The 15910-nt window shown below is 37.2% G+C and carries 13 protein-coding genes and 2 riboswitches; of the genes, 11 read left to right on the top strand and 2 right to left on the bottom strand.

Going from position 1 to position 15910, the window contains the following annotated elements; translation table 11 throughout:
- Positions 1 to 172 precede the first annotated feature (172 nt).
- From MF646_RS17665 to MF646_RS17655, 3 genes are all read left to right on the top strand, one after another.
- Positions 173 to 661, top strand: a complete 489-nt coding sequence (locus tag MF646_RS17665) for a dihydrofolate reductase (RefSeq protein WP_250097836.1) — start codon at positions 173 to 175, stop codon at positions 659 to 661.
- An 81-nt stretch (positions 662 to 742) separates the two neighbouring features.
- Positions 743 to 924: riboswitch (Lysine riboswitch) on the top strand.
- Positions 925 to 1142: 218 nt separating this feature from the next.
- Entirely contained in the window at positions 1143 to 2741 is a 1599-nt protein-coding gene (locus MF646_RS17660; protein WP_250097835.1) for a Na+/H+ antiporter NhaC family protein, read from the top strand.
- Positions 2742 to 2865: 124 nt separating this feature from the next.
- A complete protein-coding gene (locus tag MF646_RS17655; protein ID WP_250097834.1) occupies positions 2866 to 4035 on the top strand; it encodes a PstS family phosphate ABC transporter substrate-binding protein in 1170 nt (389 codons plus the stop codon).
- A gap of 157 nt (positions 4036 to 4192) precedes the next feature.
- On the opposite strand, the gene MF646_RS17650 is transcribed toward MF646_RS17655, so the two are convergent.
- On the bottom strand, positions 4193 to 4465 hold the full coding sequence (locus tag MF646_RS17650; protein WP_250097833.1) for a hypothetical protein: 273 nt from the start codon (positions 4463 to 4465) through the stop codon (positions 4193 to 4195).
- Positions 4466 to 4751: 286 nt separating this feature from the next.
- On the opposite strand from MF646_RS17650, the gene MF646_RS17645 reads away from it, so the two are divergent.
- The 8 genes from MF646_RS17645 (at position 4752) to MF646_RS17610 (ending at position 14733) form a co-directional block, all read left to right on the top strand.
- Positions 4752 to 6179, top strand: a complete 1428-nt coding sequence (locus MF646_RS17645) for an ATPase domain-containing protein (RefSeq protein ID WP_250097832.1) — start codon at positions 4752 to 4754, stop codon at positions 6177 to 6179.
- A 13-nt stretch (positions 6180 to 6192) separates the two neighbouring features.
- Complete coding sequence (locus tag MF646_RS17640; protein ID WP_250097831.1) at positions 6193 to 6447, top strand: hypothetical protein; 255 nt, start codon at positions 6193 to 6195, stop codon at positions 6445 to 6447.
- A complete protein-coding gene (locus tag MF646_RS17635; RefSeq protein WP_250097830.1) occupies positions 6432 to 8564 on the top strand; it encodes a LuxR C-terminal-related transcriptional regulator in 2133 nt (710 codons plus the stop codon). Before MF646_RS17640 ends, MF646_RS17635 begins: the two co-directional genes overlap by 16 nt.
- A 305-nt stretch (positions 8565 to 8869) precedes the next feature.
- Positions 8870 to 9106, top strand: coding sequence for a hypothetical protein (locus MF646_RS17630; RefSeq protein ID WP_250097829.1), 237 nt, complete (start codon positions 8870 to 8872; stop codon positions 9104 to 9106).
- Positions 9103 to 11904: an EAL domain-containing protein gene (locus tag MF646_RS17625; protein WP_250097828.1), complete on the top strand. Its 2802-nt coding sequence runs from the start codon at positions 9103 to 9105 to the stop codon at positions 11902 to 11904. Before MF646_RS17630 ends, MF646_RS17625 begins: the two co-directional genes overlap by 4 nt.
- Positions 11905 to 11925: 21 nt before the next feature.
- Positions 11926 to 12011: riboswitch (cyclic di-GMP riboswitch) on the top strand.
- A gap of 66 nt (positions 12012 to 12077) precedes the next feature.
- Positions 12078 to 12812: a hypothetical protein gene (locus MF646_RS17620; RefSeq protein ID WP_250097827.1), complete on the top strand. Its 735-nt coding sequence runs from the start codon at positions 12078 to 12080 to the stop codon at positions 12810 to 12812.
- A 281-nt stretch (positions 12813 to 13093) separates the two neighbouring features.
- Positions 13094 to 14605 carry a sodium-dependent transporter gene (locus tag MF646_RS17615; protein WP_250097826.1) on the top strand — a complete coding sequence of 504 codons (1512 nt, stop codon included), beginning with the start codon at positions 13094 to 13096 and terminating at the stop codon, positions 14603 to 14605.
- Positions 14606 to 14625: 20 nt separating this feature from the next.
- Positions 14626 to 14733: a MetS family NSS transporter small subunit gene (locus MF646_RS17610; protein WP_250097825.1), complete on the top strand. Its 108-nt coding sequence runs from the start codon at positions 14626 to 14628 to the stop codon at positions 14731 to 14733.
- A gap of 70 nt (positions 14734 to 14803) precedes the next feature.
- On the opposite strand, the gene MF646_RS17605 is transcribed toward MF646_RS17610, so the two are convergent.
- A complete protein-coding gene (locus tag MF646_RS17605) occupies positions 14804 to 15811 on the bottom strand; it encodes a M23 family metallopeptidase (RefSeq protein WP_250097824.1) in 1008 nt (335 codons plus the stop codon).
- Positions 15812 to 15910: the final 99 nt, after the last annotated feature.

Here is a 15910-nt window from a genome sequence, read left to right as displayed (position 1 = left end):
TAAAAAGCTTTAATCCGTTAACATAATAAAATACAGAAGAACAGTTTATGGCGAGATGTGATGGTCTGCGTGGAATGGAGCAAGTTACTGTCTATTAGGGCAATAATATTGTTGCGCGGCTAAATTATGATACGATAAAACAAAAAGAAGGTTAGAAAAGGGGATAGTACATATGATTTCATTTGTTGTTGCAATGGATCAAGAACGGGTAATAGGAAAAGAAAATCAATTGCCATGGCACCTCCCAGCAGACTTGGCGTATTTTAAAAGAGTTACGACAGGCCATACGATTGTGATGGGAAGAAAAACGTATGAGTCGATTGGCAGACCATTGCCAAAGCGAAGAAATGTTGTGTTAACAAGAGATAGACAATATGAAGCAGAAGGCTGTGAAGTTGTACACTCGATTGAAGAAGTATTAAATATAGCAAAGCAAGATGAAGAATGTTTTGTCATAGGTGGAACAGAAGTGTTCATGCTTTTTTGGGATCATGTTGATAGATTGTATGTCACATACATTGATGAGACCTTTGAAGGCGACACATTTTTCCCAGAAATTGATGAGAATGAGTGGGAAATCGTTTCTGTCGAAGAAGGGATTGTTGACGAGAAAAATCGTTATCGTCATGAGTTTCGTACGTATGAGAGAAAGAAGAGCTAGTGGTTGAATTTAACATTGCTAATAAAGAAGAAACATGATAATATCCATAATTGGTAATTAAATAGAGGTGCCTCATTGTTACGATGAGGTAGAGGCGCGATTGCTAAGAGTATCTTTTCTAAGGATGACAACGTTGAGGGAAAGGGAAAGGGGCCGTCGCCGAAGTGGAAGTAGAGGTCAGGCTGCTTTTGCTGGATCTGTATTGAATAAGTGCAGAGCTGTCATAACTTGGAGCAGACAAGTTATGGAGGACTACCATGATTATGGGGATTCACGCGCGGATGTTAGGCGATAGTGGGTTATCCACTATCGCTTTTTTCTATGGAAAAGGGACTAGTAACGGAACAAATAAGGATCTTTCGTTATGTCTCTTTGCTCCACAAAATATCAGTTGTTAGAGTGGAGCACTCATAGTTGTATATTTCTATTGCAGTTAGTCCTTCATCTATGTAACTACCATACATTTTTAGGAGGTATCATTATGGAATCATCTATTTTATCTTTAGTCCCTCCAATATTAGCTCTTGTGATGGTTATTCTTACTAGAAGAGTGCTATTATCACTTGGTACAGGTGCTATTGTTGGGGCTTTAATGGTTAATAATTTTAATCCACTTGCAGCAACTGCGAATATTTATGGCATTGTGATGGGGATCATTTTTGATTTTGATGTGGAACACATTACATTTAGTACGGTGACTCGTGCCATTATTGATGAAGGGTTTGCTATAAATACGTGGGAATTCTTTATCGTTCTTTTCTTATTATTACTAGGCATGATGGCTGCACTTATTACCCGTTCAGGTGGAAGTCGGGCGTTTGGTGAGTGGGCAATGAAGCGTGTGAAAACGCGTGTTGGTGCACAATTATTAACGGTTGTTTTAGGTCTTATTATTTTCATTGATGACTATTTTAACAGTTTGACAGTCGGAAATGTAAGTCGTCCGTTAACCGATCGACACCGTATTTCTCGTGCAAAGCTAGCGTATTTGGTCGATTCAACGGCAGCTCCAATGTGTGTAATTGCGCCAATTTCAAGTTGGGGAGCTTATATTATAGCGATTATTGCAGGGATTTTTGCAACGCATTCTGTTACTCAATATGAAGCATTGCAAGCATTTTTATTAATGGTCCCTATGAACATTTATGCATTAGTAGCAATTGGGCTTGTATTAGCTGTAGCATGGTTCAATCTTGATTTTGGTGCGATGAAGGCTCATGAAGAACGTGCGAAGAAATCAGGTGAATTGTTTAATGCAAACCTTGGCCCGATTCCTGGTGCTCAAGATGATATTGCAGCAAGTGAAAAAGGCAAGGTTGGCGACTTAGTATGGCCGATCATTGCGTTAATTGCTGGTACAATATTTTTTATGGTGACAACAGGTATTGAAGGGACAGAAGGCGATGTAACAATTTTGACGATTTTTGAAAACACAGATGTGGCGTCAGCCCTTGTATATGGTGGTTTGTTCGGCTTAGCCATTGCCCTCATTTTGAACGTGTTTAAGCCGAAATCAGGTACTGGACTTGGAGCTTCGTTAGTTATTGGGATGAAGTCAATGCTGCCAGCCATTTATATTTTGTTCTTTGCATGGACACTTATTTCAATTATCGGTGATCTAGGGACAGGAACGTATTTAGCGTCACTTGTTGAACAGTCAAACCTTCCTCCAATGTTCTTACCAGTCATTTTGTTTGTTATTGCTGGTTTTGCAGCATTTTCTACAGGTACATCATGGGGTACATTTGGCTTACTACTTCCAATTGCTGGTGAGATGGCAGCGGTCATTGATCTTACATTGATCTTACCGATGATGGCAGCGGTTCTAGCTGGATCGATCTTTGGTGATCATTGTTCTCCGATTTCAGATACGACGATTCTTTCTTCAACAGGAGCAGGAAGTCATCATATTGATCACGTTGTTACCCAGCTTCCATATGCACTCATTGCAGCTGGAATTACAGTAATCTCTTATCTAGTATTAGGATTTACGACAAGCGTAGTACTGAGTTTAGTAGTTGCTTTTGCATTGCTGATTGTAACAGTGATGGTCTTAAAAAAAGTGAGTGCAAATGCATAATATAAAAAGGGTCAACTTCTAACTGAGGTTGACCCTTTTTATCGTAAAAGAAAGCTATTAAATTGTATGATTATGGTAAAGTGAGAGTAGATTCATAACATATTGTTTGAAAAGGAGTTTTTTAATGAAATCCAACCTAGTTCTCAATTTTATCCTCGCATTGATTATGGTCGTTATTCTAGGTGTTATCGGCTATGTAGGGGCTGTCATTAGTTTGCTTATGGGTGGGATAACCTTTTATACACCACTGATTGTCGTTGTATCGGTCAGTTTAATGATGATTACGGTTATTGTCATCTTCCGACTGCTAAAACCAAAGACGTTGAAGATAACGGTAATGAGTTTTCTTGCGTTGTGTCTCATTTCTATTGCCGTGTATGAGATTTTTGAAAGTTATCAACGAAGTATCGTGACGGTAAGTGATCAAGATTATAATTTATATGGGTATCAACCATTTCATGATGATACAAATGTTGTTGCTTTAGACGAACCTGCAAATGTAAAACTAGAAGGGGATCTCCCGATTCTCGATGGAGCTACAGCTTTGTATCCAGTCTATTCTGCCTTTGCGAGAGCGACTTATCCAGAAAAAGAATATAATGTTCATCAAAGTGAAGTGATGTCAAACCAGACAGGGGAGGCATTTCAAAACTTATTAAACGGAAAAGTGGATATGATCTTTGTTGCTGCTCCATCAAAACGCCAATTGGAGCAAGCGAAAAAGCGTGGGGTCGAACTTGAGATGACTCCAATTGGTCAAGAGGCGTTTGTCTTTTTTGTAAATGAAAACAATCTTGTAACAGGGCTTTCGGTTGAACAAATACAAGGTATTTATTCAGGAGAAATAACAAACTGGAGTGAAGTCGGAGGAGCAAATGATTCCATCCGTGCCTTTCAACGTCCAGCTGACAGTGGAAGTCAAACGGCATTAGAGAAAATAATGGGGGATGTCCCGATTGCAGATCCTCCAACTGAAGATGTCGTATCAGGTATGGGAGGCGTATTTGAAGAAGTTTCTAGCTACAAAAATTACAAAAATGCAATAGGATATACGTTTAGGTTCTTTTCTAATGAAATGGTGAAAAACGGAGAAATCCGCCACCTCAAAATAGAAGGCGTGTATCCAGATAAAGAAACGATCCGCAGTGATTCTTATCCTTTCGCTTCAGAATTTTATGCGATTACAGCAGGAAGTGACAATCCGAATGTTGATGTCTTACTTGAGTGGATTTTATCGGAACAAGGGCAACGTCTTATCGAAGAGACAGGATATGTAGCTGTAAAAAGAAAGTGAAAAAAGGCTAATAATACCGGAAGAGGTCTAGTTTCATTCGAAGCTAGGCTTTTGTCATAAGAGTGATTCTTAACAAAAAGAAAACCCTCGTTTGAACAATGTTGCTCCAATTACAAACAACGATTTGCTACAAGTGAGGATAGAAAATCAACATTCTTTACCCTTGTGTTTTCACGAAGAACTCTTTAGACTTTCTTTTTACTTTTCTTAGTGCTCTTTTGATAAAAGTGGTAACGTCTTTCCCATCTTTAACACGTTCATAACTTTTTTCGAATTTCTCCGCATTACAAGGATACTGTTCACCGTTCGTATCTGTAATAAGATAGTCACCGGGACGCCCAACCATTGAGCCTTCTGCTGTTTCAATAGTAATCGTTCTAGTGATTTTAACAGCCTCAATGATAACGGGCTTTCTCCTATATCTAGCCATGCTTTCACCTCCTTTTCAAACGTTCCTTCCATCATCGAAAACCTCTATATTAATTCATCGTACTCAATTTTCATGTGAGTGTGACAACTCCCCAGAAAATTCGGGATGTCGAGTTTATGTTTTTTTAAAAAGGGAAAACTAATTAAATTGGAATCTAATAAGGCAAGAAGTAAACAGTAATAAGTAGTATAATGATAATAGTAGATGTATTTAAAAAACCTTAAATAAAGTATTCGAATAAATGTATGTCTTTGTCATGTTAAGAAGTTAGGAGTGTTTTTTTGTAATGGTTACATATACAACGACTGGAATTGAGGGATTAGATTTTATTTTAACTGGTGGCTTCCCTATTGGTTCTTCCATATTACTAGACGGGGCACCAGGAACAGGTAAGACTATTTTGGGAATGCAGTTTTTATATGATGGTGCAAAAAATCACAGTGAAGCTGGCGTATATATAACATTTGAAGAATTTCCTGATCAGATGTATAAGGAAATGCTGTCATTTGGATGGGATTTAAAAGCGTTAGAACGAGAAAATAAGCTGCGTGTCATTTGTTTGTCACCAGATGTATTAATAAGTCAAATGAAACAGCCAAACGGCATTTTTGAACAGATTATCAGGGAGATTGATTGTAAACGGGTTGTTATAGATAGTTTAAATTTGCTTCATTTTGGGATTGATAATCAAGTAGAGAAAAGAGAAACGGTATATACGTTAAGAAATATACTAAGGAAGTATTCGTTAACTTCTTTATTAATTCATGAACAGATCTCTCTTAATAAAAATGAAATCCCATTTGTAAGTTATGTTGTGGATGGTGTGATTAGGCTTTCGTTAACAGAGCATAATTCCATTTATCGAAAAAGAACATTGGAAGTTCTAAAAATGCGCGGCTGCCGGATTAAAGAGGGAGAACATATTTACCGGTTAACCGATGAAGGGATGTATTTAGTCCCTGCACTTTCTATGTTCGAAGATATGGTTGTAACAGATAACCAAACAAATGTAACGACAGGAATCACAGCTTTAGATAGGCTGCTGTCTGGCGGGATCCCTAGGGGAACAGCATTTGTTTTAGATACGAATAGTAAGGCTAATTATAAATACTTTTTAGCTTCCATCGTGGCAAGCCGGATTCTTGCTGGGGAACATGTCATCCTTATTTTATCTAGTTTATCAAGCCTGTATGATCTTGAACATATCTATCGACTATATGGTGTTGAGTTAGAAGAAGTAGTGAGGAAGCAAAAGATTTACTTTATCGAGCACTATGATCGTCCAATCCCTGAAGCGTATAGGTCAGCTGTCATTGATGTAAAGCATATGAATAACGAAGAATACAGTCAAGTCATTCGAGAGAAACTGAATGTTGCAGTTTCAAAGAGTGCAGAAAACGGGGAGAAATGGTTCTTATTTAATGATCTTAATACAATCGTTTCTCAAAGAGGGAAAGAATTTGTGAAAAGTTACCTTACTGAAGAAATTGCCTTTATCAGTGCGGCGAATATGAGCATGATTGCCTTAAGTAACTTTACTGAAATAGGCTTGGAAACAGCAAGTTTTCTAGAGAGAACGTGTCATGGTGTATTTCAAACATGGGTAGACGGCAACTATCAATATTTCCAATTGAAAAAGTCGCCGCAAGGTAATATGTCTCGACCTTTACTTGTGGAAAATGTTCAAACAAAACCGTATATAAGGTTACTATAGGGGGGAAAGAGCTGTGGTTTCTTATCACTTAAATCCGTTACAAGTAGAGTGTACTATGTTTTTTCAAGAAAACCCCTACGCGTATGAAACCGTTAAAGGGTTGGCTGCACGACTAGGACGGAATACCGATGATTTAATGGGAGTACTAGATCAATTAGTTTCAACTATGGTTTTAGAGGTAATTGGCACAGGGGAAAGTGCAATTTACCGATATATCCAGCCTGTAACAATCGATCTGCAAAAGGAGGAGTTATGGGACGAAATATAACGTTTCTTCAAGATATTCAGGATGCCTATGCGTTGTTAGCTGATTTAGGTGTTGTGATTATTGATGAAGATGGAAACGAACTAACACATGTATCTAATCATAATTCTATATCAAGGATTACTCATGATCATTGGGGGGAAAACAAATATTATCAGGAGTTTATAAATCCGTTAAAGGTCATTCGTCAACCAACCGTTATTGATAACCGCATGGGCTTGAAAATTATCGTTTCTCCTATCAGGACAAGCCCTCAACATGTTGGTTTTATTCTTGCAGGATATTTTATGGAAATGTCTGCACGTCCATTTGTTTGTGAATATGCCAAAAGAAACTTCCCAGAAATAAAAGGACTGGAACAGGCAATTAAGGAAGTACCCGAACTATCAGATGATGAGATTAATGAGAGATGTCAAACGATAGGGAAATTAGTTGATATAGCTGAGACCTATTTTAAGTTTGGAATAGTAACTAAGCATGAGGATGAGAGCACTGCTTTTTTGTATCGAAATTTAGAGTCAATGCGTTTGGATCAAGCAAATCCTTCTTCTTTCATAGAGGAGATGTATCATTTACATCATCAAATTGAGTTTATTGGATTAGCAGTTGAAAAAGAAAACGAAGAGTATCATATTGAAACACTTCATGGAAGCAATACAGACCAGCTTAAAGGGTTGACCTTTTTAATGGGGGAAGGTTTTCTAGGTCATACTCTTGCAACAGAGCAACTTCAATTTTGGCAAAATGTCAGTAATGATCCGAGAGTTAACTTTTTTAGGCGACACCGTATCGAGCCTAAAAGTTTATTTTGTGTACCTATTTATAAGGATAAAACGGTCATTGGCATTTTATTTGGTGGCAGCTTAAACAAAGAAATAACGGACACTCGATTTCTAGACCAGTTAAAAATACATTCTTCTCTTTTGAGTGTTCTAGTGACATCCCAGCACTTAAAAGAAAATTTACACAATCATTTAATGGAATTGTCAACGTTCAACGAAGTATTTCGTGTTATGACAACAGTTAAAGAGATAAAAAGGGTCTTATACATTTTAGTTGATATAAGCATTAATATTATTCGAGGTCCGTTTGCCTGTATTGTCTTTAAACCTGAGGTAAATCAATCTAAAGTAGACATTGTTTCAAGAGGACTGAAGTCTACAGAAATAAATGGTTACGGTTATGAAGTTGCCGTAAGAGCTTTTTCAAAGTCAAAGATTGTAAACTGGGAAGAGCCAATTCAACAGGAAACCAGCTGGGGAACAAAGGTGTTGGAGTTCCCCCTGCGTTATAACGACCAATTGTATGGTGTGCTGTGTGTTGGGTTATCACCAGGTAATAGCCCTGAGAAATTCAAACCATTCTTATCGAGTCTAGCTATAGCCGGCAGTATTTCCATCCATCTGTGTCAAAATGGAGATGCTGCAGGAACAGATGATTATATAATCAACTTGTTATATGAATTGCTGCGCCAGCAAAATGAAGTGAAGTATCAACTAGCTGAAAAAATAAAAATGCATGTTAAGGATTTCATTAGTTATTTAAATGAACGTAATCGTACATTGGTAAAAATCAGTGGTTTAGTATGTTATGAGTTTGAGTTTCTGAAAGGTTATTTAAGTGATAATAAATCGCTTTCAATTTTAGAAGGGTGTTTCCGCGTCCTTGAACAAAAAGAGTCGAGCAGTCGAGAAAGTGAAATTTTGGCACTCGTATACAAGTTTTCAAGTGATGATGAAAAACTAGAGTCGATTCATGAATTGGAATCGATTGATTATGACTTAAGAGAACAGTTTACCTCGTATATCCAAAAGCAATTAGTGGTTGAAACGGTGATTTCCTTTGAAGAGGAGCGTCCAGTCGCAAGCAAAAATAATCCTATATCAGAAAGTACTAATGTCACAGATACTTTAAAGAAGAAGCTAGGTTTGTCATCACGTGAGATAGAAGTATTAAATCAAGTCTTAAAAGGTTTTAATAACCGTGAAATTGCTACTAATTTGTTTATCAGTGAGCATACGGTGAAAAATCATATTACACGAATTCTGCAAAAATTAGGAGTTAGTGATCGTTCACAAGCTATCGCTATGATTTACCAACTTGGTTATAGTCCAATCTAAACCCGCCTAAGGCGGGTTTTTTGTGTTTTGTGTAGGAATACATTCCTATTTATGAAGAGCCTAAATCTATAAAAGTGGATAAGTTGTCTTTTTAGTCCTAGGTAAAAAGGGGATGTGCATATTTTTAAAGAATGCCATAATCTTAAAAACTTCCTATAGGATAACACTCCTAATGGAATTCAAACCTTTAAAAGTAAATTGAGAGCAGCAGGTGATATACGAGTAAGTAAATTTAAAGGAAAATGAAGGTATAAAACTTAGAAATGGTCTTGAAAAAATTCCTTAGCAAAGTTGGGAAAAAACAAATGAGTTGTAAAAATGAGATGTATATAGTAAACCAATGTATTCTACTTATACTTAGCTGTAATAAAGAAAAGGGTAGTTTTTCATTAGAACATAAATCAATACAAACGATCGAAAGATTAACGAAGATGAAGGTAATTAAGAAATCAGTTGGTTCTTCAAACAATCGTTATCAATATGTACGTCCAAAAGAAACAGTCATTGAAGTAAGTATGATTGAACATGAGGTGAGAATTTGAATAAGGTATCTTATCGTAACCGTGAAAAATTACAAACTATCAATAAAGAACTTCTTTATACTGACCTTTTTTCTGCTTATCCAGAAGCCTTATTTCTTTTAGATACTTCAGGAGAATTTGTTGAGTTGAACGATGGATTAGTGAAGTTACTTGGGTATCCAAAAGATAAGCTATTATATTCTCATTTTACAGACTATATTTTTCAAGAAGATGTAGCAGATGTAAAAGGTTATTTTTTCAATGCGCTAAGAGGCAAGGACCAAGAACGGCAAATAAGAGTTATGCACGAAAATGGAAATATAAAATATGTAAGTGTAAAAGTAGTCCCAGCAAAAATAAAAGGTGAGATATTAGGTGTTTATGGTGTGGCAAAAGATATCTCTGAGAAGAAAGAACTAGAAGCGGCACTAAGAAAGAGTGAAATGCGCTTTGAGTCACTCATCAACCGCTCAACGGATGTTATAGGAATTATTGATCACCGCGGAATCATTAAATATCAAAGTCCTGCTGTAGAACAAGTTTTGGGCTATGACCCTTGTAAGTTGAACGGAACGACTGTTTTTGAGCTTGTTTGCAAAGAGGATTTGAAAGCAGCTCAAAATTTATTTTATTCGGTTTTGAACCGGCCTAATATTACACAAAGAGGTGAACTGAAAATCAAAACCTCAGATGGTGGGTTTATATATTGTGAAGCGTATGTGACAAACCTTCTTGAAGATGAAAATGTAAACGGTATTGTCATAAATTATCGTGACATTTCCAGCAGGAAAACACAGGAAGAGGAAATACAAAAAATGGCCTATCATGATTATTTAACAGGATTGCCTAATCGTTTCATGTTAGAAAAAAACTTTTCTAATGTAATAAGGGAACATGAGGAATTAGCTATTCTTTTTATTGATTTGGATCGTTTTAAAGTCATAAATGACAATATGGGTCATCACGTAGGGGATTTATTAATAAAAGAAGTAACGAAGCGTCTAAAATCTTGTCTGGCTGACAATGATTTTTTGTTTCGTCAAGGTGGGGATGAATTTATTATCATCCTTACAAATGCAAATAGAGAGCTTGCGGCTAATGTTTCCAAAAATATTGTTGCATCATTGTCATATCCTTTTCTAATTAATGATTACGATATTTTCACATCCCCAAGTATCGGGATTAGTATGTTCCCAGAAGACGGACAATCCGTTGAACAACTTACACGAAATTCTGACTATGCGATGTATCAAGCTAAAAAAATGGGTAGAAATACCTTTTACTTTTATTCAGAACGAGAACTTGGTTCAATTAATCCGCTATCAATTGAAATGGATCTTCACTCAGCTTTAGAACGTAACGAACTGGAGTTGCATTACCAACCAAAAGTAAGTTTGAAGACGGGCGAAGTAGTTGGTGTGGAAGCGTTAATGAGGTGGAATCATCCGAAGTGGGGGATGGTCTCGCCAGCAACATTTATCCCAATTGCTGAAGAATCAGGGTTAATTGTATCCGTTGGAGAATGGGCGTTAAGAACAGCTTGTCTGCAAAATAAAAGATTATCATCACAAGGCTATGAAATAGTTATGTCTGTCAACTTATCTCCACGACAATTTAATAAGATTAACCTAGTGCAAACAATTGAAAACATTCTAAAGGAAACAGAGTTGCAGCCGCAGTTGCTTGAGTTAGAAATAACAGAAAGTATGACGACGAATATTGAACAAACTATAGGTACCCTTCATGAGCTAAAAAGCCTTGGAGTAAAAATTAGTATCGATGATTTCGGGACAGGATTTAGCTCTTTAAATTACTTAAAGCAGTTTCCAGTTGATACTTTAAAGATTGATCAATCTTTTGTCCGTGAACTTTCAAATAAAGATGATGAAACAATAGTTAAAACAATTATCTCAATGGCTCATAATTTAAATTTAAATGTAGTTGCAGAAGGTATTGAAACGAAGGAACAGGTTGAATTTCTAAAACAACATCTATGTAACGAAGGACAAGGCTATTTTTTTAGTAAACCAGTGCCAGAGGTTGAACTTATGGGTAATATTCAACAGATCCAAGAAAATCCAGCAAAGCTTGGGGTTACTGTAGAACCGATACAAAAGGAAAATGAAAGTCTATCCTTTAAAGAGGAGAACTGCTTACTTAGTGAAAATCAAGCAAAAACAGAGAAGATAGGTGTAGCCGGAGAACTAGCTGCTGGGATTGCTCATGAGATTAGAAATCCGATTACGTCAATTAAAGGATTTATTCATCTATTTGAAAAAGGCGTTATCAAAAAGGATTATTTTGATGTGATCCATTCTTCTTTTCAACAAATTGAGGAAGTCCTGAAAGAGTTTCTCACTCTGTCAAAACCTGAAATGAATGAACGTAAATTAGTCGATATGAACGCATTAATACAGGATGTAATAGTAGAAGTAGGAAAGTATGATGGAATACAGATCATACATGAGAATGAGGAAAAGGTTCCGAAAATAATGTGTGATCCAATAAAAATAAAAGAGGTATTTACTCATATAATTACAAACAGCACCGAAGCAATTGTACAAGATGGGGTAGTGAACATTGAGGTTCGAACGGATGAGTCTTCCCTTCTCGTTACGATAACAGACAATGGGATTGGAATAAGTAAAGACCGTTTGGAGAGACTAGGTGAGCCATTCTTTAGTCTAAAGGAAAAAGGGATTGGTCTTGGTTTAATGGTTTGTTATCAAACTATATGGTTGCATAACGGTTCAATTCAAGTAAGAAGTGAAGAAAATAAGGGGACTCAAGTTGAAGTAAGATTTCCAATTGGGTTTTAAATTATAGCATAAGCAGGTTGTTTATGATAAAGGCAAACTTATTGAAAAATAGGGACGCAAAGCCACGGGTCTAAAGTGCCGTTAACAAAGATAGCCGGGCTACCGTAACAAAACGATGAATATGGTCCCGTGTACCATATTTTATTCCGAAAGAAGAGAGATAGGAGTAGCTTATGCCGAGAGGAACATCAAAAAAGTATCTACATTTACAAGATGAATGGGTTAAATTATATAATGAAGAAGGTTTAAATTTTACGAAGATAGCGAAAAGGTATAGTGTGCAGCCTGAAACGGTGTCAAGATACATTAATCATCTTGTTTCAAAAAAAACGAGATCACCATTTAAAGAAAATGTTCATAAATGGCTTTCTGATTACCGAAAAGGAAAAAGTTTTGCTGAAATTGCAAGAAGTCATAACGTAAGTGAGACTGCCGTAAAGAATAATATTTATAAAGAATTACAACCAATTATTCAAGATTTAAAGTGGACTTGGATTGCTTTATATAAAAAAGGGCAATCATTAAAGCAAATAGGGGATGTGTATAACTTTCATCCCAAAGTAATTCTTAACGAAATTAAAAATGAAGTTCACTTAAACGTGAAAACGAATCATAATGTTTATGAACACTTTAGAGGTGAATGGGCAAAGCTTTATCGCGAAGGTCTATCTTTTGAGGCGATTGCAAATAAATATAATGTAAGCACTGATACGGTTTACCGAAACGTACGCCACAAAGTGCAGGTAAGAAGTAAGAAAACAAACTCAGATTTGATTCAAGAATTGGTTCCAATATGGCGCCATTTATATTATAAAAAAGGGTACACATTACAACAAATTAGTAGTGAATATAAAATATCTACTTCAACGATTTACAGACATGTACGAGAAACAGTGTCTAGTTGCTAATCAGAAAAAAGACCTTACTTATTAGAGCTACTAAAAAGGTGAAAGTCGACCTTTTTATAGTGCCTCCTTGAGTAAGGTTTTTTGTTTTGGGAAAATTATACAAACATAGATTGTTATCTCCTTTGTTTCCTGTTTACAGCTTTACTGAAGCACAGCGCAACAGGATTATGTAAAATGTAAGCGCTATCTAAAAAACATAAAAATTCGATACTAAAGTGTTAATATTCAGAATAAACAAGTATAGAAAGTGTTTTATCAAATTTACGAGAGAGGTGAAGTCAATGAACGGGAGAGAACAATGGGGAACTCGTGCTGGTTTTATTTTGGCGGCCATTGGTTCTGCTGTAGGTCTAGGTAACATCTGGCGTTTTCCTTATGTCGCCTATGAAAATGGAGGAGGAGCTTTCTTTTTACCGTACTTATTTGCTCTTATAACTGCTGGTATTCCTCTTCTCATTATGGAATTCACGCTTGGCCATAAGTATCGGGGTTCAGCGCCGCTTACTTACGCACGCATGAACAAAAAAACCGAGTGGATCGGTTGGTGGCAAGTAGCAATTTCATTTGTTATAGCGACCTATTATGCTGTTATCATTGCGTGGGCGTTGTCCTACACGTATTTTGCCTTCAACCAAAGGTGGGGAGAAGACACCGGAGGCTTTTTAATGGGTGAATATCTCCAGAGAATTGATGTAGTCTCAGGCGGTGCACCTGGAGATATAGGAGCCCTGGTTCCTGGCGTGTTGATCCCATTGGTGATCGTGTGGGTTATTACACTCGGTGTATTATTTAAAGGAATTAGAAGAGGAATTGAAATTGCCAATCGGATCTTTATCCCTCTACTTGTTGCTATGTTCTTACTCATTGTCATTCGTGCGATTACTCTAGAAGGAGCTTTAACAGGTCTCGATGCATTTTTTAAGCCTAATTGGAGTGAAATTATGTCACCAGGAGTGTGGGTGGCAGCTTATGGTCAGATCTTCTTCAGTTTATCAATTGCATTTGCGATTATGATTACGTACTCGAGTTATTTGTCGAAGAAGTCCGATATTACAAATAATGCCTTTATTACAGGCTTTAGTAACTCGAGTTTTGAGCTGTTAGCTGGGATTGGGGTATTCGCAGCACTAGGTTTTATGGCCCAAGCATCTGGTGTTGGTGTAGCTGATGTTGCTGATGCTGGAATTGGTCTTGCCTTTGTTGTCTTTCCAGAGATCATTAACACCTTCCCGGGAATGAATGGCTTATTTGGAGTCTTGTTCTTTGGTTCACTCGTACTTGCCGGATTGTCTTCTCTCATTTCGATCGTTGAAACGTTTGTCTCGGGGGTTCAAGATAAATTCAAGTTCTCACGTCGCAAAGCAGTTGGCTTCGGTGGTGGGTTAGCAGCTGTTATTTCATTATTGTTTGCAACTCAAGGTGGATTGTTCTTCCTTGATGCGGCTGATTATTTCATTAATCAATTCGGGGTTGCATTTGCAGGTCTTGTTTCTGTTATTGCTGTCTCATGGTTTGTTAAAAAGCTGCCAGAGCTTCAGACGCATGCTGATGGTGTTTCTGATTTCCGTCTTGGGGCATGGTGGAGAATTTGTTTAAGTATTATTACGCCAATCGTGTTAGGATTCATGTTTATTCAAAACGTAATTGAAAATATAACGAACAACTATGAAGGGTATTCGACTAGTTTTCTAATTGGATCAGGTTGGCTGGTAGCAATAGGTGCGATAGTGATCGGATTTTTATTTGCAAGAAGCAAATGGCAGAAAAATGACTTAAATATTCCAAAAAACTAGTTGAAAGGAGCTGAGCGATCATGAGTGGTGGAGCAGTAACCATGATGATTGTTGGTATGCTAATTATTTGGGGAGGATTAGGACTGAGCATTGCCAATGCAGTGAAGGTAGCAAAAGCAAAGAAATAATAAAAAATGGGAGAGGGGTTATCCCAAAAGGTCAAGACCTTTGGGGATAACCCCTTGTTTAATTAAACGTTTATTTCTTTTTCTTTCGATCCTGATAAGCCTTTCGCTCCCACTGTTTTAAAGATGGATATGGGTCAAATGACCATTCCGTAATCCCGTTATCTCGGTACATTCCATAGTGTAGATGTGGAGGGAATTTCCCTTGTGTACCAGGCTTTCCGTAACCAGAGCTTCCACAATAACCGATAACATCGCCAGGGGCTACAATCGAACCTTCTTCAATTCCTTTTTCAAAACCGCTTAAATGAGCGTAATAGTGATAAATATTATCTAGATCACGAATACCGATACGCCAGCCACCGTACTTATTCCAACCTTTTATTTCGACACGTCCATATGCTGTTGCGCGGATAGGAACATTATAACCTGCGAAAATGTCGGTTCCTTCATGAATACGTCTACCACCCCAGCCGCGTCGGTCGCCCCAAGTGTTTTTATAGCTGTAATTATAATTTAAAGGCATTGGAAACGCATGATCATCGAGATCTAACGTATCAAAATTTTCATATACAAGAGCATGACCGTGAACAATTCGAACAGATTGATCACGCTTGTACTTTTCCCAAAGCGCAATTCGAAAGTCTTCTTCATCAAAGCCATAACCTTCAATAAAATGTGCCATCGTAAAAAGAACATCTTCATTATTTGTACGCTCAGCAAGACCGTCACCATCACCATCTAGCCCTACTCCGCCAAACATTTGAATAGATAGAGGATGTGTATCTTCTTTGTTAGGATTTAATTCCCCCGCCCACTCTTCTTCAGAGTAATAAATGGAAATGAGCCCATCTTCTTTTGGACGATCCTTACGTGCACGTCGTAACCCGCGCTCATACGTATCAACAGCAGCTAAATATTGCCATGGTACGTTTGTTAACGTTTCAACCTTTTTATATAGATCCATCCGTCTCTCGTAAATTTGTTCACTTGTTAATTCGTCTTTCTCAGCCGCAGTTACACACGGGAGAGAAATAAACACTGCAATAAGTGCTAATACGATGATTTTCTGAAATCTCATGTCAGGCTCCTTTCTACCTTTGCAAAAACTGCTGGTAACTCGACCGTGTTTTTCTCTTTATATAGTGTGGGAAAAAAAAGCTCGAAAAATTGGAGAGAA

Origin of the sequence: Halalkalibacter alkaliphilus (genome assembly GCF_023555415.1) — a bacterium.
GTDB classification, from domain to species: domain Bacteria; phylum Bacillota; class Bacilli; order Bacillales; family Bacillaceae_D; genus Halalkalibacter; species Halalkalibacter alkaliphilus.
Note: the sequence above shows the minus strand (reverse complement) of the source record. Positions and strands in the feature narration are given on the sequence as shown.